Origin of the sequence: Longispora sp. NPDC051575, assembly GCF_040681875.1 — a bacterium.
In the GTDB taxonomy this organism is placed as follows: domain Bacteria; phylum Actinomycetota; class Actinomycetes; order Mycobacteriales; family Micromonosporaceae; genus Longispora.
Genome location: NZ_JBFAZP010000001.1, coordinates 319,190 through 336,906 on the forward strand (window position 1 = coordinate 319,190; position 17,717 = coordinate 336,906).

Here is a 17,717-nt window from a genome sequence, read left to right on the forward strand (position 1 = left end):
ATGGCTGGCGTGCGGCGTGACGCGGCGGGATGATCCGGGCTGGTTCCGTGTCGGGTTCGACCCACCCTGTGAGGGAGTAGCCACGTGCCCCATGTCGAGGTCCGTCCGGTGTCCGGAGCACTGCGCGGCGTCTGGGAGTCGGACGTGGCCGTGTTCCGTGGCATCCCGTTCGCCGAGCCGCCCGTCGGCGCGCGCCGGTTCGCCGCGCCCGAGCCGGTGCGCGCCCGGGACGGGGTGCGCGACGCCCTGTCGTTCGGCCCGCCGCCCCCACAGGCCGGCGTGTTCGGGATGGACACCCTGGCGCGGGACGCGGGCGGGGACTGGCTGACCGTCAACGTGTTCTCCCCCGCCCCGGATCCGGGCGCGGGGCTCCCGGTCATGGTGTGGATCCAGGGCGGCGCCTACACGATCGGCATGTCCGGCCTCCCCGAATGGGACGGCACCCGGCTCGCCCGGGACGGCGTCGTGGTGGTGACGTTCAACTACCGGGTCGGCATCGAGGGGTTCGCGCGGATCGAGGGGGCTCCCGCCAACCGGGGCCTGCTCGACCAGGTAGCCGCCCTGGAATGGGTCCGCGACAACATCCGCGCCTTCGGTGGCGACCCCGACCGGGTGACCGTCTTCGGCCAGTCGGCCGGGGGCGGATCGGTCGCCGCGCTGCTGGCGATGCCGCGCGCGGCCGGGCTGTTCCGCCGCGCCATCGCGCAGAGCGTGCAGGGCACGTACTTCACGGCGGAACTCGCCGCCGAGATCGCCACCGCCTTCGCCGCCGAACTGGGGCTCCGGCCCACCGTGGCCGACCTGTCCACCGTGGCCCCGGCCCTGCTGCCCGCCGCCGGGGACGCGGTCACCGCCAGGATCGGGCAGTGGGCGCACCGCTGGGGACTGGCCGCGCACCGGACGATCCCGTTCTCCCCCGTCCTCGACGAGGACACCCTCCCCGTCACCCCGTGGCAGGCCCTGGCCGACGGCGCCGGCCACGGCGTCGAGCTGCTCGTGGGCCACACGCGCGACGAGCAGCGGCTGCTCACCGCCCTCGACGGCCTGCTCGGACAGGTGACCCCGGAGCTGGCGGCGGCCGCGCTCGACAACCTCAGCCCCGGCCCGGACGGCGCCCGCCGGTACCGCGAGGCCTTCCCCTCGGCGGGACCGGCGGAGCTGTACGAACTGGTCAACTCCGACCGGCTGTTCCGCATGCCGTCCCTGCACCTCGCCCGGGCGCAGACCACCGGCGGCGGGCGTGCCTTCCTCTATGAGCTGACCTGGTCCGCCCCGGGGATGGGTGGTGTCCTCGGCGCCTGCCACGGCCTCGACGTACCCCTCGTCTTCGGCAATCTCGACAGCGGGCAGCCCGCGATGCTGATCGGCGAGGGGCCCTCCCCCGAGGCGGAGGCGCTGTCCGGCCAGATGCGCGCCGCGTGGATCGCGTTCGCCACGCACGGTGACCCCGGCTGGCCGGCCTACGACGACGGGCGGCGGCTGACGCGGGTCTTCGACGCGGGGCAGGCCGTCACCGCCTATCCGGAGGAGGCCTCCCGGCTGATCTGGCGGGACCACATCTTCCCGGCGTTGCCGCTGACCGGTTCGTAGCGCCGGTGCCGGTCGGGAGCGGCCGGTGCCGGGGCTCCTAGACTGGGCTGCGGAGACCGACCGTCGAACCCGGGAGCAGCCGTTGTCCACCGTCCTGCTGGCACTCGTCGGCGACGCCGTCCGCGTCGATCGGCCCCTGCTGACCTACCGCGACGACGCCACCGGCGAGCACGTCGAGCTGAGCGCCGCGGACCTCGGCGGCTGGGTCGCCCGGACCGCGAGCCTGCTGCGCGACGGGTGCGGGCTGCGGTCCGGCGACCGGGTCGCGGTCCTGTCCCCGCCGCACTGGCAGACCGCCGCCGTGCTGCTGGGCGCCTGGTCGCTCGGGCTGTCCGTGTCGTTCCGGCCGTGGGCGACGGCGGGGCTGTCCGGCGCCCAGGACTCCGACGCGCCGTTCGACGCGGTGTTCGTCACGCGCGGCCGGCTCGGCAGCTGGTTGGAGACCGTGCCGGCGGCCAACCACAAGTTCGTCCTGAACCTCGCGCCCGGGGACGCCGAACGGCCGCCCGCCGAGGGTTTCTACCTCGACTTCCTCGACGAGGTCGGCCGCTTCCCGGATGTCACGCCGGCCTACGCGGAGGTCCGGGCCGACGACGCGGCGAGCCCGGACGGCACCACCTACGAGGAGTGGGCCCGGGCGGCCCGGGGCGTCGCCGAGCACCTGGGCGTCCGGCCCGGCGACCGGCTGCTGGTCGACGTGACCGCGTCCGAGGAGCCGCTGCTGTGGCTGCTCGCGCCGCTGTCGGTGGGCGCGTCGATCCTGCTGCACGCCCATCTCGACGAGGCCACGCTGGCCGGCCTGCGCTGACGGGGCCGGGCCGCCCGCCGAGCGGGCGTGCGTCCTCCCGCCCCGTCGCGGCGGGCCCGGGTCAGCCCGGGGCGAGCAGGCAGAACTCGTTGCCCTCCGGGTCGGCGAGGACCGTCCACGAGATGTCGCTGTCGCCCAGATCGACGGCCGTGGCGCCGAGCGCCCGCAGCCTGGCCGCCTCGGCCCGCGCGTCGTCCCCCGGGTAGGGGCGGACGTCGAGGTGGACGCGGTTCCACACCGTCTTCGCGTCGGGTACGCGGACGAACTCCAGGTACGGGCCGACGCCCGCGGCGGAGCGCAGTACCGCGCGGTCGTCGGTCACCTCGGACACGGTCCAGTCCGTGGCCCGGCCCCAGAACCGGGCCATGGCCCGCGGATCCACGCAGTCGACCACGACGGCGGCGATGGGTCCGGTGTCCCGGTAGACCTCCCGGGGCTCCAGCACCCGGAACTCGTTGCCCTCCGGGTCGGCCATCGCCGTCCACGGCCCGTCGGCCCGGCCCGCGTCGGCGGGGGTCGCCCCGAGGCCGGTCAGGCGCGCGACCAGCTCCGCCCGGTGGGCGTCCGAGGTGGTGGCGAGGTCGACGCGCAGGCGGTTCCGCACGGTCTTCGGCTCCGGGGAGGCGATGAGGTCGATGCAGACGGCGGCCGGGTCGGGGTAGACGAAGCCCTCGGGTTCGAGGTTGGTCACGCCGGGTCCCTCGCTGGAGATCCCCCAGCCGAGCGCCGCCGCCCAGAAGCCGCCCAGCGCCTGGTCGTCGCGGGCCTTCATGTTGATCTGCACCAGCCGTGTCGCCATACCGGCGATCCTAGATGATCATCCGGGCGGGGCCCCGGTGACCTCACGCGGGCCAGGGTGCGCCGCCGGCCAGGGCGTCGCCCAGCGGGGTGCGGCGGTAGAGCACGGAGCGGCCGGACCGGGCCCGGTCGAGCAGCCCGGCGCGGAGCAGGACGGTGAGGTGGTCGCCGACCGCGCCGGGGGCCATGGCGAGGGAGCGGGCGAGCTGGGTACCGCTGGCCGGCTCGTCGAGCGCCAGCAGCAGCCGGGCCCGGGACCGGCCGAGGAGCTGGCCGAGCGGTTCGGCGTCGGGCGCGGCGGTCGGCTGCCACAGGGCCCCGACGCCGCGGGCCGGGTAGGTCAGGGTCTTGGGCCACGGCGGTTCGGTGTGCGCGGCGACCCGCGGCCAGACGAAGACCGACGGCACGAGCAGCAGGCCGTCGCCGCCGAGCGGAACCCGGGTGTCCTCGCGGATGTCGAGCATCTCGATGCCGTCGGCGCGCCAGCGGACCCGGGGGTGCAGGCCTTCGAGCGCCGCCGCCCAGCCGGTGCGGCCGAGGAGCCCGGAGCGGTGCAGCACGTCGCGTTCCAGGATCGCCCGGAGCTGGGGCCAGTCGGCGGCGAGCAGGCCGTGCCAGGCGGCGTCCAGGGCGTCGGCGAGCCGGTCGACGACGTCGGGGCGGGTCAGGACGTCGAGGCCCGAGGGGCGGCGGCGGAGGCACTCGTCGATCTCGGCGCGCGCCGTGGCGGGGTCGGTGGCGCGGACGGTCGCGAGGTCGGCCTCCCACGTCTGGGCGAGGCCCTGCGGGGGCGGGACGATGAAGCCGGCGCCGTGGCCGGGGGTGTGCAGAGCGAGAACGGCATCGAGGGGTACCTCGCGGCGGAGTCGCCCGAACACCGGGGTGAGCCGGGCCGACCAGGACGGCGGCAGCCGGTGCCCGTGCCGGCCGGCGAGCACCTTGATCAGCCCGTTGAGCTCCCAGAGCGGGGAGATGCCGAACCGGCTGCGGACCAGGTCCCCGACGGTCGCCTCGAAGCGCAGCATCCACCGAGGTTACGCCACCGGACGTAAGATTGGCCCGCGCGGGACGGCTCCGGCCAGGATCCTGGCATGACGGAACGCGCCACCTTCGGCCAGGTACTCGCCGAGCCCACCTTCAGGATCATCTTCGGGACCCGCACGCTCGCCATCGCCGCCAACACCGTGCGGATGGTCGCCCTGTCCGTGCTGGTCTACGGGCTGACCGGCTCGCCGCTGCTCGGCGCGGTGACCTTCGGGATCGGCTTCCTGCCCCAACTCCTCGGCGGGGTACTCCTCGGCGCGTTCGCCGACCGGCTCCGGCCGCGCCGGCTCATCACGGCCGGCTACCTGCTGGAGGCCGCCAGCGCGGTGCTCCTCGGGCTCGGCGGCCTGCCGGTGTGGGCGATGCTGGTCGTCGTCGCGCTGGTGGCGTGCCTGAGCCCGGTGTTCGGCGGGGCGTCGGCCAAGCTGGTCGCGGTCTCGCTGACCGGGGACGCGTACGTGCTCGGCCGGTCGTTGATGGGCATGGCCTCCTCGGGCGCGCAACTGCTGGGGCTCGCGGGGGCCGGGGCCGCTGTCGCGTTCCTCGGGGCGCGGGAGGCGTTGCTGGTCAGCGCCGGGTGCATGCTGGTCGCGGCGGTGGTCGTCCGCTGGCGACTGACCGACTTCGCGACCGCTGAGCCCACCGTTGAGCCCATCGCGGAGCCCTGCACGCGACAGGACCGGGACCTCGACGGGGCGTCCGGCGCGGAGGTGGACGCGGTGCCCGGCGGGACACCGGGTGGGCGGGCCGGGGCCGGCGGCGGGCGGCGGCGTTCGGCGGTCGCGGAGAGCCTGGCCGGCAGCCGGGACCTGCTCACCGACCGGCGGATCCGGGGCCTGTTCCTGGCGCAGTGGCTCCCGCCCGGCCTCGTGGTCGGCGGCGAGAGCCTGCTGGTGCCGTACTCGGACGGGCGGGGGTTCCCGGCGGGCTCGGCGGGGCTGCTGCTGGCGTGCCTGCCGGTCGGGATGCTCGTCGGGGACGTGGTGGTCGCGCGGTGCGTGCGGCCGGCCCGGCGGGAGCGGCTGTACGGGCCGCTGGTCGCGCTCCTCGGCGTACCCCTCATGGGCCTCGTCCTTGATCTGCCCCTGGTGGCGACCGGGGTGCTGTTGGCGCTGAGCGGGGCGGGGTTCGCGTTCGGGCTGACGTTGCAGCGGCAGTTCCTCGAGGCCGTGCCGGAGCCGATGCGGGGCCAGGCCTTCGCGTTGCTGAGCACGGGGCTGATGACCGTCCAGGGCGTGGGTCCCGTGCTGGTCGGCGGGCTCGCGGAGGTGGGCGGGATCGGGGTGGCGATCGGCGCGGCCGGCGTGGCCACCGCCGTCTGCGCGGTGGTCCTGCACCGGACGGTGCGCGACGTGCCGGCCGCACCCCGCCCGGGCCGCGTGCCCGAGCCGGCCGGGCGGAGCTGAGCCCGGGACGGCGGAGGTGGGCCCGGCGGCGTCGGGGCCACGGTTCAGGCCGCGGCGGGCTCGCGCTCCGGGGACAGGGCGTGCAGCGGGTGCAGCGCGGTGGTGTGGTGGAACCAGCAGAACGCGTCGTACCGGGCACCCAGCACGGTCTCCTCGTAGCCGTCCGGCTCGTGGAGCACGCCCATCGCGCGGTGGTCGACCGGTTCGGTGAGCCAGCGGGGCTGGTCGACGCGCGGGAACACGAAGAGCGCGCGTTCGTGCCCACTGCCCCGCAGCAGCGCCTCGACGGACCCGGCCCGGGCGGGCGGGACGGCCGACACCCGGGGCGGCTCCCCCCAGTCGGCCGCCGCGACCACGGTGCCCTGGTAGCCGCCGAAGCCGACGAGTACGACGGAGTCGGCGCCGTGCCGCTGCCGGGCGAGCTGGCCGGGGCTGACCGGGCCGGCCGTGGCCCGGGCGTCGCCGACGTGTGCGTTGTGCGCCCAGACCACGGCCTTGGCGCCCCGGCCGTAGTGCTCCAGGAGCCGGTCGAGGGTGTCGGCCAGGTGGGTGGCGCGCAGGGTCCGCGAGGGGACGTCGCCGGCCACCATCGACCGGTAGTACCCCTCGGCGCCCGGGACGACGTCCCTGGACTGCCAGGCGGCGAACTCCTCCCCCACCCGCTCGACCGCGTGCCGCCGCAGGTAGGTCAGCAGCCCGACCACGCCCGGCTCCAGCCCCGCCCGCACGAACCGGGCCGCCGTGTTCCGGGCGGGCGGTTCGAGGCCCCGGTAGGCGCGCACAGCCGCCGGGATCGCCGCCGGGTCGTGTCCGCGCAGGTAGTCGACGATCGCCCGGGTGGACTCCCACAGGCTGTACACGTCCAGGCCGTGGAAGCCGACCCGCCGGTCGTGGCCCGCGTTCCACCGCCGCAGCCAGTCGCAGAAGCCGAGGACCTCCTCGTTCGCCCACATCCAGGTCGGCCACCGCTCGACGGATCGGAGCGCGGCCGCCGGCGCCGGCGGTTCGGCCCCGGTCGGCCGGACCGCGCGGTCGACCCGCGCGCAGTCGGCCCAGTCCCCCTCGACCGCGACGAACGAGAACCCGTGCTCGGCCACCAGCCTGCGGGTGATCTCGACCCGCCAGTGCTGGAAGTCGTGGGTACCGTGGTCGGCCGCGCCCAGCATCACCACGGACGCGTCCCCGATCCGCAACATCAACGGGTCCAGCGCCCCGGCGTTCGCCAACAGATGGGCATGGGCGCCGAAGTCAGACATCCGCGTGGTCATCGCCACCTCCGAGTCCTGCCCCCGCCTACCCAGGTGCCCCGTCCCGGAAACAGCCCCGGGTGCACCCCCGCTGGAAAGGGACGCCGGCGGACACGGGACCCGAGGCCGCGCCGTTCGAGGGCGGCACCCTTCAGGGATCGCGTGGTGGCGCCCGTGTGCCATGCTGATCGCCGTGCACCCCCATCGATGGCTCGCGGACCTGTCGACCCAGCAGGAGGTGGTCGTGGAGGCCGCCGCACGCTTCCGGCGCGCCACGGCCGACACGCGCCACCCGAGGGTGGGCCACGCCGAGCGGCACCTGAACGCCGCCCAACTCGTCCTCGTCCGCGTCGCGGGAGAGCCGTCCTACCTGGGCTACGTGCCGTTGTTCGCCTGCTGGAACGCGCTCATCGCCCTCCTGGTGGGGCTCGCGGGGGCGGCGCTGGGCGCGGCGCCGGGCTGGACGCTGGCCGCAGCGGTCGCGGCGGTGGTCGTCAGCTACAAGCCGTACCAGTGGTTGGCCTACCTGTGGGTCGTGCTCCTGAGCATGTTCCGGATCGCGCGGGCTACCCGGGACCGCCCACCCGTGGAGCTGCCCCCGGAGCCGGACGGCCCCCGCGCGGTCGCGGAGCAGACGGTCGAGCTCCTGCTCGGCGCGCGGTCCACGCTCGCGCGGCTCGGCATCGAGACGCTGGACCGGCACCGGCTGCGGGCAGTGGCCCGCAGGCCTGCGGTGTTCCACTGGCTGTGGACCCGGGACAGGACCCTGGAGGCGCTGAGCCTGGCGGACCGCCACCTGTGCCAGGCCGCCGACGCGATCACGGTCTGGCTGACCCCCGACGAGGAGGACGAGTGAGCACGCCGCTGAGCCGGAAGGAGGTGCGGGCGAGGCTGGTCGCGTGCTCGGTGCGGATCCGGCGGGCCACCGCGCGGGCGCAGATCCGGGACTGGGAGGACGGTGGGGCCGACCACGTCCTGATCGCCCGACTGGACCTGATCGCCGACGAACTGTCGGGCGCGGCGCGGGTGTACGGCCCGGTGGCGTCCACCAGGAGGGCCAAGGTGTCGAGAAGCGTGACCATCGGCGCGTGGGCGGCGGCGGGCGCGGCCGTGCTGTGGGTGGCGGGGCCGCCCGGCGATCCGGTGACCCTGGCCCTGTTCGTCGCGGGCACCGGAGCTTTCGGCCTGCTGTTCAACTACGCACTGTGGGCGGTCCGGGGCCTGGGAACCGTGCGCGCGCTGGCCGAGGAGTCCGTACCCATGACCGAGGACGTTCTCGCCGACCTGCGCACGGAGCTGGACGACCTGGAGGAGCGGCTCCCGGCCGACCGCGCCGACCTCGTCCTGAGGGCCCTGGAGGGGGCCGAGCTGTGGCGCGGCGCCGCGTTGGAGCACCTCCGGTTCGGGATGCCTCCGGGCCAGGTCTGACACGGTTCCGCAACGGCCACCCGGGGTGCGGCCGGAACAACTCAGCAGTGGGCGCGGCGACGGGCCCTTTCGATCTCGTTGATGTGGGCCTCGGTCCATTCCCGGAGCGCGGCGATCGGGCCGGCCAGGCTGCGGCCGAGGTCGGTCAGCTCGTAGTCGACCCGGGGCGGGACGGTCGGGTGCACGGTGCGGGTGAGGAATCCGTCCGCCTCGAGTTGGCGCAGGGTCTGGGTCAGCATCTTCTGCGAGACGCCCTCGATCCGTCGCCCCAGGTCGGTGTAGCGCATCGTGCCGTCGGCCAGGGCGTCGACGATCAGGATCGTCCACTTGCCCGCGATGTGGTTGAGGACCTGGCGGGTGGGGCACTCGGCGGAGTAGACGTCGGCGGGTAGGCCGGAGGATTCCACGAGGTTGCGCACCCGAAGGAGAGTAACGCACTCGTAAGTGCTCTCTTCCCAAAAGAGAGTGGCTCTCCGAGAGTGAGTGCATGACGAACCGCACGCTCTCTGTCGCCGACGCCATCCGCACCCGCCGCTCCGTCCGGCACTACCGACCCGACCCGGTCCCCGCGGCCGACCTCGACACTCTGCTGGACCTGGCGATCGAGGCTCCGACCAGCTGGAACCTGCAGGACCGCTCGATCGTCGTCGTGTCCGGCGAGGAGGGCCGCGCCGGACTGACCCTGGCCACGGGCGGGCAGCCCCAGCCGCAGGAGGCCCCGGTCGTGCTGGTGTTCGTGGCCGAACCGTGGGCCTGGCGGGAGGACCGCGCCGACGTCTACGCCCGGGCACGGCACAACGGGGCCTGGTCCGAGGAGTTCATCGCCCTGTTCGCCGCCGCCTCGGCGGAGTTCCAGGCCGGGCTCCGGGACCGCGGGCTCCTCCGCGAGTACGCGGTCAAGGACGCCATGATCGCCGCCAGCTTCGTGATGCTCGCGGCCACCGAACTGGGGCTGGCCACGTCTCCGATGAACGGCTGGGACGAGGCCCTGGTGAAGAAGGCGGTCGGCATCGACGACCGTGACGACCTGGCCGTCGCCCTCCTGTTGTCGGTGGGCTATCCGGCGGAACGGCCCCGCCACCCCGGGCGTCGGGCCCGGGACCGCAACGTCCACCGGGAGCGGTTCGGGGCGCGGCCCGCCTGAGCCGGGGCCGGCCCGGGTCCGCGGGGTGGGGCCCGGAATCCGGCGCCCCACCCCGCGTCAGTCAGTCACCGGCAGTCAGCAGCACCGGGTCGCCGGGCCGAGCCCGTTGTACACCGTCGAGCCGTTGAGGCTGATCTGCACCCGGGTCCGGAACTCCAGGGACGACGACCGGCCGGCGATGCTGACGCCGTTGCGGGTGTAGTGCCCCCGCGCGCAGCCGGCGTTCGCCCAGGAGTTGTAGGAGACGATCGCGCCGTTCTGCCAGATCTCGACCCTGCTCTTCGACGTGCAGCTGCCCGACCACGACGGGGCCGCGTTGATGTAGTAGTCCGGGTACATGGTCACGCCGTTGTCCGAGCCGCACACGCCGATGTGCCAGCCGTTCTGGGTGATGTCGTTGCAGCCGCCGCCGCTCGCCTGGGCCGGGCTGGCGACCAGCGCCGAGGCGAGGGCCGCGAGCATCACCATCGTGCCGACGATCGATCTACGGTGTGTCATGGGGACTCCAATGTGAGAGGGCTTGCGTTCAGTCCTGGGGCCGGGCGGCCGAACTGGCGGCCGACCGGCTGCGGGTGGAATGATCCGTGGCCGGTGCACAGCGGAACTACAATTCGGCGCGCGATCAGACGGCTACACGGAGTGGATGGCGCGGGATGGCCGGGCAGGGCTGGGAGTTCCAGGTACTAGGGCCGCTGCGCGTGGCCCGTGACGGTGTCGAGCTGTACCTCCAGTCCGCGTTCAAGACCAGGCTGGTGTTGGCGGTGCTGCTGTCACGGCCGGACCAGCCGGTGTCGGCGGACACGCTGAGCGCGGCGCTGTGGGGTGACGAACCGCCGCCGTCGGCGCGCCGCAACGTGCAGCAGTACGTCCACCAGGTGCGGCGTCTCGTGGGCGCGGAGCTGCTGGGGCACCGCCAGGGCGTCTACACCCTGGCGGCGAGGGAGCACCTGGACTCGACCCGGTTCGAGGCCCTCGCCGACGCGGGGGCGAGGGCCGTCGGGGCGGGCGACGCCCGGTCCGGATGTCGGAGTCTGCGCGCCGCGCTGGACTGCTGGCACGGCACCGCGTTCGACGGGTTCGCCGACCACCCGTCGATCCGCGACGCCGCGGCCTATCTGGACCGGCGCAGGCTGGCGGTCGCCCTGCTGTGGGCCGAGACGGAACTGGACCTGGGCGGCGCGACCGAGATCCTCCCGCGACTGGGTGACCTGGTGCGGCTGCACCCCTTCGCCGAGGACCTGGTCGCCGTCACCATGCTCGCCCTGTACCGGAGCGGCCGGCAGGCCGAGGCCCTGAGCCTGTACGCGGCGACCCGCACCCGGCTCGCCGACGAACTGGGGATCGACCCGTGCGAGGAGCTGCGCCGCCGGCACGCGGACATTCTCCGCGACGATCCGGAGCTTCGGCCGCGCGCTCTCCCCGGGGCGCGCAGGTTCCTGCCGAGGGACATCCCCCACTTTCTCGGCCGGGGCGCGGAGCTCGACCGGCTGGACGACTACTCCCGGCAGCGCCCGGACGGGGGCACCGTGCTCCTGAGCTCGATCGGCGGCATGGCGGGGGTCGGCAAGACCGCGTTGGCCGTGCACTGGGCCCGGCTGGCCGCCGACCGGTACCCGGACGGTCAGCTCTACCTCAACCTGCGCGGCTACGACGGGCGCCGACCGCTGCCCGTCATCGACGCGTTGGCCCAGCTGCTGCGGATGGTCGGGGTGGCCGACGACGCGATCCCGTCCGACGTGGACGCGGCCAGCGCCCTGTTCCGGTCCCGCGTCGTCGACCAGCGGATGATCGTCGTGCTGGACAACGCGGGCATGGTCGAGCAGGTGCGGCCACTGCTGCCCAGCGGCCGGGACAACTTCGTCGTCGTGACCAGCCGGGACCGGCTGACCGGCCTCGTCGCGCTCGACGGTGCCCGCCGCGTCGACCTGGCGCCCCTGTCGCCCGGGGAGTCGGTGGAGCTGATGCGGCAGGTCATCGGCGCGCGCCGGGTGGACCGGGACCCGGCGGCGGCGACCGCCCTCTGTACCGCGCTGGGCTGTCTGCCGTTGGCGATCCGGATCGCCGCCGCGACACTCCAGGACCGGCCCGGGCAGACCCTCGACGACTACCTGCGCGAACTCCGCGCCGCCGGCCTGTCGAGCCTGGACATCGCCGACGACGGGCTGGCGTCCGTGCGCGCGGTCTTCGCCCACTCGCTGCGCGCGTTGCCGCCGACCGCGCGGCGGCTCTTCGGCCTGCTGGGCGCGAATCCGGCCCCGGATCTCGGCGCCGACGTCGCGGCGGCCCTGGCCGGCCGGCCTGTCGCGGACGTCGCGACGCCGTTGGCGCAGCTGTGCGACGCCAGCCTGCTCACGGAGCAGGACGGCCGCTACCACATGCACGACCTGGTGCGGATGTACGCGGTCGAGGTGGCGACCCGGTCACCGGAGACGCCGGACGCCCTGGCCCGGCTCCTGGACTGGTACCTGCGGGCCTGCGCCGACGCCGACCGGGTCCTCGGCAGCACCCTCGACCGTCGGCTGGAGCCCAGTGGGCTGACCTTCGCCGACGAGTGGGCGGCGGTGTCCTGGTTCGACACCGAGGGCACGGCCCTGGTGTCCCTGGTCGCCGCGGTCGAACAGTCCCATCCGGAGCTGTGCTGGAACATGACCGAGTCCCTGCAGGCGTGGATGGAACGGCGGCGGTCCCCGGCGGAGCGCCTCGTGGTCCTGCGGCACGGCGAGCGCGCCGCCCGGGCGTTCGGCGAACCGGCCGCCGTCGTGGCCGCCCGCAACACCCTCGTCCCGGCGCTGTACTACCTCAAGCGCTACGACGAGGCGCTCGACGTCATCGCCGACGTCGTGACCCTGCGTCGCGAGCTGCCCGACGAGCGGGCCCTGGCGGCCTCGCTGTCGCACCACGCGATCCTGCTCGCCCAGCAGGGCCACGACCAGGAGGCCCTGGCGGCGTACCAGGAATCCCTCCGGCTGCTGGAGAAGTTCCCGGACACCCTGGCCAAGCGGGGCACGATCTGGAACAACCTGGGCTGGGCCCACTATCTCGCCCAGCGCTACGACGAGGCGATCGAGCACTACCAGCGGGCCGCCGACATCGCCCGCTCGACGGAGAACCAGCGGGACATCGCCTTCGCGGAGGGGAACCTGGGCACGGTCTACACCGTTCTCGCCGACCACGAACGCCAGTTGCGGCACTGGCACAACTCGCTGGTCGCCGCCGAGGGCACGGGCGACATCCGGATGACGAGCAACGCCCACCAGAACGTCGGCACCGCCCACCGGTCGCTCGGCGACACCGACAGTGCCCGCACGCACCTGGAGAGCGCGCTGCGGCTCTGGCGCGACCTGCCCGACCCGGAGGAGATCGCCGTCATCGAGGGCCTGCTCGCCGACCTGGAGGACCACTGCCAGCGCCTCGGAACCAACGACAGTCCATAGCTTCAGACGGGTACCAGGTTGCGCGGGACCGTCCAGGCCCGTCCGCCGGATCCGGAGGTCCCTCCCCCCTGCCGGTCAGCGGCGGGCCAGCCACAGGGTCGTGGTGAGCCGGTGGTCCAGCACCCCGCCGTGCCCGTCGATCACCTCGGCCAGCGCCGCGTGCAGCCGGTCGCGGCGCTCGGGCGCGAGCAGCCGGTGGTTGGAGAACGTCGACAGCAGCCGCAGGTACCGCTCCGTCGGGAACGGCACCAGCCTCTCCACCTGCTGCCGGTCCAGGTCGGCGAACGCGGACAGCTCCCCCGGCGCGAACGGCGTGTAGTGCTCCGGGAAGCCCTCCCGGTGGGCGATCTCCGGGGTCAGGCGCAGGTAGACGGCGTTGATGGCCTCGGACAGCTCCGGGTCGGCGAACCCGTAGTGGTGTCCGAAGACGGCCAGCGTGCCGCCCGGGGCGAGCGCCGCGTGGGCCAGCCCGGCGCGGCGGGCCGGGTCGAGCCAGTGCCAGGCCTGCGCGCTGGCGAGCAGGTCCACGGGCGCCGGCGGCGTGTAGTCCTCGAAGCCGCTGACCACGACGGACACGAGTTCGTCGTCGGCGTACCTCCCGGTCAGCACGGCGGCCATCTCCGGGTCCGGCTCCACGCAGGTGACCGGCACGTCCAGGGTCCGCAGCAGCGCGGTGGCCTTGCCGGTCCCGGCGCCGGACTCCAGCACCCCGGCCGGCGCGCGGCCCAGGTAGTCGAGGATCCGGGTGAGGATCTCCGGCGGGTAGGCCGGCCGCACGTCGTCGTAGGTGCCGGCGACCTCGCCGAACACGGTCCGCTGCTCCCGGGCGGGTGGGCGCGGTTCGTCGGTCGTCATGGGCTCTCCTCCTGCGGGCATCCGGTCAGCCTAGATCCGCGACTGCCGCGCTGTCCGACCCGTGGCCCGGTTCTGGCAGGTCCGACCGGCGCCACCTGCCCTATCATTGTCCAGAGTGGACGCTCATCCGCCGCGTCCTCCTCCCGGAAAGGAACCGGCCATGATTCGTCGCGTTCTGCTCGCCGCCGCGCTCGCCGGCGGGGCGGCCGTCGGGGTGTCCGCCCCGGCGCAGGCCGTCCCGCAGTGCCCGGCCGGCTACCAGTGCAGCCACAGCTGGTACACCGACTCCTCCCAGACCTACCGCAACGGCTACCGCTACGTCGACTGTCGCGGGAACATGACCCAGGGCGGCAGCCTCACCGGGTACTACGTCTTCCGCAAGATGGCCTGCGACACCGCCCCGTCACTCGACGGGCGCTGATCCGGACGGATCCCCGAAAGATCTTCCACCTCAGAGGGGTACGGCCGGGGACTACGAGCGGGGCCAGTCCGCCAACCGGTCGCGCAGTTCGGCGACGGCCGGCGGGTCCAGGCCGAGTTCTTCGGTGAACACCTCGTCCTCCAGGGCGTCGAGGCGGTCGCCGACATCGGCGAAGTCCTCGGCGCCGAGGCCCGGGTCGAGCGCCCGGGCCAGGGCGATGAGCTGGGCCACGGTGTACCGGTCGCGGGCGTCGGCGACGTCGGCGAAGTCCCGGGACTCGTACCGGCCGGCGAGCGCGCAGACCTTCGAGCCGATGACGTCCTCCAGGGCGAGGACCGGCCCGACGTCCATCATCACCGTGGCGTGCAGGCGGCTGATGTGCGCGATCTGGAGCTGCGTGGCCCGGCCGTCGGCGTGGTCGGCGATCACCCAGTCGGCGAGCTCCAGGTCGAAGCCCTCGAACATGTCGGACAGGTCCGTGCGGCGCTCGACCCGCCGGGCGGTGAGGCCGGCGGCGCACATCGCGTCCTCGACGGCCGCGACCGCCTCGGCGACGGCGCCCTCCCGGTCCACCATCAGGTCCACGTCGTAGGTCCGGCGGTCGATGATGCCGTGGATCATGAGGGCGTTGCCGCCGCCGAGGGCGAAGCCGAGCGGGCCGATCGCGCGGAGGGCCAACGTCGCGACCCGCCGCTGGAACTCGTCGATCGGCATCAGGCGGCGCGGGCGACCGGCGGGCGCAGTTCGGGGTGGGCGTGCTCCCACGCGGCGCGGACGCCCTTCGGCAGCAGCAGCCGGGGCCACAGTTCCAGCAGGGTGTCGCGGTGCAGGAAGGTGTGCAGGTCCTCGTACTGGGCGGCCTCGCGCAGCACGTTCTGGTACAGCGAACGGCGCCGGTGGTCGCTGGCCAGGTCGAACCGGCGGTTGGGCTGCCAGGAGATGTTCAGCGGCAGTTCCACGACCCCGGAGGTGGGGCCGCGCAGGGCCGCGAGGTCGGGGGCGACCAGGGCGCTGCGACCGGGGCGGGCCTCGAAGGCCCGACGCCGGCGAGGTGCCTGGGTCTCGTCCATGCGCTCAGGGTACCGCCGCCGGGTCCGACAGCACACCCTGGGAGATGTTCCATACCCGATTGTCCTGTTATGGGGCCCGGGACGCCGGGGGTGGGGGTGGACAGGGCCGACTAGCATGCCGGTCGTGTCCACCTTCGACCCGTTCGGGACGCCCGAGGACGACCCCGGCGTGTCCGCGACGCCGGAGGACGACCTCGAGGTGCCCGCGCCGGAGATCTGGCCGGAGGACCGGTGCTGGTTCTGCGCCGGTCCGGCGTCCGCCGCCGCCGTGTACAGGGCCGGCGTGCACCGGAACGCGACCATGACCTTCCCCGCCCTCGGCCTGGTCGTCCGCGAGTCGTGGGAGCGGCGCGACGTCGAGGTGCCGCGCTGCGGGCGGTGCCGCCTCGGCCACTACCTGGAGGCCCTGCTGGCAGTGGTGGGCTTCCCCGCCCTGGCCTGGGGCGTGGCCCTGCTCCTCGACACCGCGCTCGGCAACTTCGACGGCCTCCCGCTGGTGCCGTCGACCGTGCCGCGGATCGGGGTGTGGTTCCTGCCGTTCCTCGGGTGGTTGGCGCTCCGGCGCGCGTGGTTCGGGCTGGGCAGGTGGTTCCCGCACAACCGCCGCCACGTCCGCCGCCATCCGGCGCTCCGGTACCTGCTGGAGACCGGCTGGAAGTACGGGCGCGCGCCGATGACCCAGTGGGACCGACGCTGGTCCTGACCGACCGACACCGGCTCCGGCCGCTCCGCAGAGTACCCAGAAAATAGCTTGAAAGCCCTTGATTCGGGTACGAAATTCCGGCGGTGGTGCCATGGTGAGCCAATGTGGCTTGTCATGGCGCCATCGCGGTGCCATGATGGCACCATGAACCTCACGTCGTATGTCGACAACGTCTGCCGGGACCTCGCCGACGCGGCCGACCTCGGTGGCCCCGAGGCCCGGGCCCTCGCGGAACGGCTGTCGGCCCCCCTGGAGTCGGCGTTCCGGCTCGCGCTCCTGGACGCGCTCTCGGCCGCCGCCGACGAGATCACCCGCGACCTGGCGCCCGGCTCCGTCGAGCTGCGGCTTCGCGGCCGGGAGCCGAGCTTCGTGGTGACGCCACCGCCGGCCGAGCCCCCGGCCGAGGAGGCCCGCCCCGCGCCGCAGGCCCCGCCCGCGGCGGCCGACCCGGACGAGGGCGCCACCTCCCGGATCAACTTCCGCCTGTCCGACCAGCTCAAGACGCGGATCGAGGAGGCGGCGGGCCGCGACGGCCTGTCGGTCAACGCGTGGCTGGTCCGCACCTCGTCCGCGGCCGCGTCCGGCTCGGCCTGGCAGGCCCCCGCCGACGACCAGCGCGCCGCGCGGGGCGCCGACCGCTACACCGGTTGGGTCCGCTAGCACAGCCCGCCCTCCCGCCAGCCCCGAACGCCCGACTCCCCGTCAGGAGATAGCACCATGCCCACTTTCGACACCCCGGAACCGTTCCCGGTCACGATCGAACTCGCGGTCGCCGACGTCCGGATCACCGCGACCGACCGCGCGGACACCACCGTGCGGGTCCGCCCGAGCAACGCGGACAAGGAGGCGGACGTGCGGGCCGCCGAGCAGACCCGGGTCGAGTACGCCGACGGCCGGCTCCTCGTGAAGGGTCCCCGACAGCGCTTCAACGTGTTCAACAAGGTCGGGTCCGTCGACGTGGAGATCGCGCTCCCGGAGGGCTCCGACCTGCACGCCGACGCCACCCTGGGCGCGTTCCGCACCACGGGCAGGCTCGGCGAGTGCCGGATCAGGACCACGGCCGGCGACCTGAACGTCGACGACACGGGACCCGCCGACCTGAGTACCGGGGCCGGCGCGGTCGCCGCCGGACGGATCGCCGGGAACGCCGACGTCAGCACCGGTACCGGCCGGGTGCGCCTGCGGCAGGTCGACGGCACCGCCCTCGTGAAGAACTCCAACGGCGACACCTGGATCGGCGCCGTCGGCGGCGGCCTGCGGGTCAAGGCGGCCAACGGGGACATCACCGTCGACCAGGCCCGCGACGATGTCACCGCGACCACGGCCAACGGCGTGATCCGGATCGGCGAGACCGTGCGCGGCACCGTGTCGCTGAAGACCGCCTTCGGCGAGGTGGAGGTCGGCATCCGGCCCGGTACCGCCGCGCTGCTGGACGTGCACACCCAGTTCGGCAACGTCCGCAACCGGCTGGCGCCCGTCGAGGCCCCCGAGCCCGCGCAGGGCGACACCGTGGAGATCCGGGCCCGCACGTCCTACGGGGACATCATCATCCGGCACAGCTGAGACGGGCCGGCCCGGCGCGCCCCACCACGACCCACCGGCCCCGCGCGCCCCGCCCGAAGACCGACCGGCCCCGCGTGCCCCGCCCGAAGACCTACCGGCCCGGCACGACGCGGCCACCGAACCCGGCACCTCCCCACCCGGACCGTCCACCGACGCCCGGTCGACCCCGCACGCCCCGATCCGGCCCGCAGCCACACCGCGCCGCG

19 protein-coding genes are annotated in these 17,717 nt (G+C 74.4%); 11 read left to right on the forward strand and 8 right to left on the reverse strand.

Annotated features, from left to right (window positions below; translation table 11 throughout):
• Positions 1–84 precede the first annotated feature (84 nt).
• Together AB0M43_RS01345 and AB0M43_RS01350 are read left to right on the forward strand one after the other, a co-directional pair.
• The gene (locus AB0M43_RS01345; protein ID WP_363720015.1) at positions 85–1,590 is read left to right on the forward strand and encodes a carboxylesterase family protein; all 1,506 of its coding nucleotides are present in this window, start codon (positions 85–87) and stop codon (positions 1,588–1,590) included.
• 82 nt (positions 1,591–1,672) lie between these two features.
• Entirely contained in the window at positions 1,673–2,398 is a 726-nt protein-coding gene (locus tag AB0M43_RS01350) for a TIGR03089 family protein (protein WP_363720017.1), read from the forward strand.
• 61 nt (positions 2,399–2,459) lie between these two features.
• On the opposite strand, the gene AB0M43_RS01355 is transcribed toward AB0M43_RS01350, so the two are convergent.
• Both AB0M43_RS01355 and AB0M43_RS01360 read right to left on the reverse strand, forming a co-directional pair.
• Positions 2,460–3,197 carry a VOC family protein gene (locus AB0M43_RS01355; RefSeq protein WP_363720019.1) on the reverse strand — a complete coding sequence of 246 codons (738 nt, stop codon included), beginning with the start codon at positions 3,195–3,197 and terminating at the stop codon, positions 2,460–2,462.
• 43 nt (positions 3,198–3,240) lie between these two features.
• A complete protein-coding gene (locus AB0M43_RS01360) occupies positions 3,241–4,221 on the reverse strand; it encodes a DUF5937 family protein (RefSeq protein WP_363720021.1) in 981 nt (326 codons plus the stop codon).
• A 66-nt stretch (positions 4,222–4,287) separates the two neighbouring features.
• Here AB0M43_RS01360 and AB0M43_RS01365 point away from each other — a divergent pair, with 66 nt between their 5' ends.
• Positions 4,288–5,646, forward strand: coding sequence for an MFS transporter (locus AB0M43_RS01365; protein WP_363720023.1), 1,359 nt, complete (start codon positions 4,288–4,290; stop codon positions 5,644–5,646).
• Positions 5,647–5,690: 44 nt separating this feature from the next.
• On the opposite strand, the gene AB0M43_RS01370 is transcribed toward AB0M43_RS01365, so the two are convergent.
• Positions 5,691–6,902 carry an erythromycin esterase family protein gene (locus AB0M43_RS01370; protein ID WP_363720920.1) on the reverse strand — a complete coding sequence of 404 codons (1,212 nt, stop codon included), beginning with the start codon at positions 6,900–6,902 and terminating at the stop codon, positions 5,691–5,693.
• Positions 6,903–7,086: 184 nt separating this feature from the next.
• Between AB0M43_RS01370 and AB0M43_RS01375 the strand changes: the two genes are divergently transcribed.
• Together AB0M43_RS01375 and AB0M43_RS01380 are read left to right on the forward strand one after the other, a co-directional pair.
• Positions 7,087–7,749: a hypothetical protein gene (locus AB0M43_RS01375; RefSeq protein WP_363720025.1), complete on the forward strand. Its 663-nt coding sequence runs from the start codon at positions 7,087–7,089 to the stop codon at positions 7,747–7,749.
• Complete coding sequence (locus AB0M43_RS01380) at positions 7,746–8,321, forward strand: hypothetical protein (protein ID WP_363720027.1); 576 nt, start codon at positions 7,746–7,748, stop codon at positions 8,319–8,321. The genes AB0M43_RS01375 and AB0M43_RS01380 overlap by 4 nt, the downstream gene beginning before the upstream one ends.
• Positions 8,322–8,362: 41 nt before the next feature.
• Here the strand turns inward: AB0M43_RS01380 and AB0M43_RS01385 are convergent, their stop codons facing one another.
• Positions 8,363–8,740: a helix-turn-helix domain-containing protein gene (locus AB0M43_RS01385; RefSeq protein ID WP_363720028.1), complete on the reverse strand. Its 378-nt coding sequence runs from the start codon at positions 8,738–8,740 to the stop codon at positions 8,363–8,365.
• A 68-nt stretch (positions 8,741–8,808) separates the two neighbouring features.
• On the opposite strand from AB0M43_RS01385, the gene AB0M43_RS01390 reads away from it, so the two are divergent.
• A complete protein-coding gene (locus tag AB0M43_RS01390) occupies positions 8,809–9,465 on the forward strand; it encodes a nitroreductase family protein (protein WP_363720030.1) in 657 nt (218 codons plus the stop codon).
• A 75-nt stretch (positions 9,466–9,540) separates the two neighbouring features.
• Here AB0M43_RS01390 and AB0M43_RS01395 read toward each other — a convergent pair whose 3' ends face one another.
• A complete protein-coding gene (locus AB0M43_RS01395) occupies positions 9,541–9,963 on the reverse strand; it encodes a hypothetical protein (protein WP_363720032.1) in 423 nt (140 codons plus the stop codon).
• A 155-nt stretch (positions 9,964–10,118) separates the two neighbouring features.
• Here AB0M43_RS01395 and AB0M43_RS01400 point away from each other — a divergent pair, with 155 nt between their 5' ends.
• Complete coding sequence (locus AB0M43_RS01400) at positions 10,119–12,899, forward strand: BTAD domain-containing putative transcriptional regulator (RefSeq protein WP_363720033.1); 2,781 nt, start codon at positions 10,119–10,121, stop codon at positions 12,897–12,899.
• Positions 12,900–12,974: 75 nt separating this feature from the next.
• Here the strand turns inward: AB0M43_RS01400 and AB0M43_RS01405 are convergent, their stop codons facing one another.
• Complete coding sequence (locus tag AB0M43_RS01405; RefSeq protein ID WP_363720035.1) at positions 12,975–13,754, reverse strand: class I SAM-dependent methyltransferase; 780 nt, start codon at positions 13,752–13,754, stop codon at positions 12,975–12,977.
• 160 nt (positions 13,755–13,914) lie between these two features.
• Between AB0M43_RS01405 and AB0M43_RS01410 the strand changes: the two genes are divergently transcribed.
• Entirely contained in the window at positions 13,915–14,175 is a 261-nt protein-coding gene (locus AB0M43_RS01410; RefSeq protein WP_363720036.1) for a hypothetical protein, read from the forward strand.
• Between the two features lie 51 nt (positions 14,176–14,226).
• On the opposite strand, the gene AB0M43_RS01415 is transcribed toward AB0M43_RS01410, so the two are convergent.
• The gene (locus tag AB0M43_RS01415) at positions 14,227–14,889 is read right to left on the reverse strand and encodes a nucleotidyl transferase AbiEii/AbiGii toxin family protein (RefSeq protein WP_363720038.1); all 663 of its coding nucleotides are present in this window, start codon (positions 14,887–14,889) and stop codon (positions 14,227–14,229) included.
• Complete coding sequence (locus AB0M43_RS01420; protein WP_363720040.1) at positions 14,889–15,245, reverse strand: hypothetical protein; 357 nt, start codon at positions 15,243–15,245, stop codon at positions 14,889–14,891. Before AB0M43_RS01420 ends, AB0M43_RS01415 begins: the two co-directional genes overlap by 1 nt.
• A 124-nt stretch (positions 15,246–15,369) precedes the next feature.
• Between AB0M43_RS01420 and AB0M43_RS01425 the strand changes: the two genes are divergently transcribed.
• The 3 genes from AB0M43_RS01425 to AB0M43_RS01435 all read left to right on the forward strand — a co-directional run bounded on the left by AB0M43_RS01425 (position 15,370) and on the right by AB0M43_RS01435 (position 17,511).
• Entirely contained in the window at positions 15,370–15,948 is a 579-nt protein-coding gene (locus AB0M43_RS01425) for a hypothetical protein (RefSeq protein WP_363720041.1), read from the forward strand.
• Positions 15,949–16,092: 144 nt separating this feature from the next.
• Complete coding sequence (locus AB0M43_RS01430) at positions 16,093–16,608, forward strand: hypothetical protein (protein WP_363720043.1); 516 nt, start codon at positions 16,093–16,095, stop codon at positions 16,606–16,608.
• Positions 16,609–16,665: 57 nt separating this feature from the next.
• Positions 16,666–17,511 (forward strand): DUF4097 family beta strand repeat-containing protein, encoded by an 846-nt coding sequence (locus AB0M43_RS01435; RefSeq protein WP_363720045.1) that lies wholly within the window; start codon positions 16,666–16,668, stop codon positions 17,509–17,511.
• Positions 17,512–17,717: the final 206 nt, after the last annotated feature.

What these genes read in the sequence shown, in the direction of transcription:
- AB0M43_RS01355 (WP_363720019.1), bottom strand. Translation starts at nt 3,197, where the DNA reads ATGGCGACACGGCTGGTGCAGATCAACATGAAGGCCCGCGACGACCAG.
- AB0M43_RS01360 (WP_363720021.1), bottom strand. Translation starts at nt 4,221, where the DNA reads ATGCTGCGCTTCGAGGCGACCGTCGGGGACCTGGTCCGCAGCCGGTTC.
- AB0M43_RS01365 (WP_363720023.1), top strand. Translation starts at nt 4,288, where the DNA reads ATGACGGAACGCGCCACCTTCGGCCAGGTACTCGCCGAGCCCACCTTC.
- AB0M43_RS01370 (WP_363720920.1), bottom strand. Translation starts at nt 6,902, where the DNA reads ATGTCTGACTTCGGCGCCCATGCCCATCTGTTGGCGAACGCCGGGGCG.
- AB0M43_RS01390 (WP_363720030.1), top strand. Translation starts at nt 8,809, where the DNA reads ATGACGAACCGCACGCTCTCTGTCGCCGACGCCATCCGCACCCGCCGC.
- AB0M43_RS01395 (WP_363720032.1), bottom strand. Translation starts at nt 9,963, where the DNA reads ATGACACACCGTAGATCGATCGTCGGCACGATGGTGATGCTCGCGGCC.
- AB0M43_RS01400 (WP_363720033.1), top strand. Translation starts at nt 10,119, where the DNA reads ATGGCCGGGCAGGGCTGGGAGTTCCAGGTACTAGGGCCGCTGCGCGTG.
- AB0M43_RS01405 (WP_363720035.1), bottom strand. Translation starts at nt 13,754, where the DNA reads ATGACGACCGACGAACCGCGCCCACCCGCCCGGGAGCAGCGGACCGTG.
- AB0M43_RS01410 (WP_363720036.1), top strand. Translation starts at nt 13,915, where the DNA reads ATGATTCGTCGCGTTCTGCTCGCCGCCGCGCTCGCCGGCGGGGCGGCC.
- AB0M43_RS01415 (WP_363720038.1), bottom strand. Translation starts at nt 14,889, where the DNA reads ATGCCGATCGACGAGTTCCAGCGGCGGGTCGCGACGTTGGCCCTCCGC.
- AB0M43_RS01420 (WP_363720040.1), bottom strand. Translation starts at nt 15,245, where the DNA reads ATGGACGAGACCCAGGCACCTCGCCGGCGTCGGGCCTTCGAGGCCCGC.
- AB0M43_RS01430 (WP_363720043.1), top strand. Translation starts at nt 16,093, where the DNA reads ATGAACCTCACGTCGTATGTCGACAACGTCTGCCGGGACCTCGCCGAC.
- AB0M43_RS01435 (WP_363720045.1), top strand. Translation starts at nt 16,666, where the DNA reads ATGCCCACTTTCGACACCCCGGAACCGTTCCCGGTCACGATCGAACTC.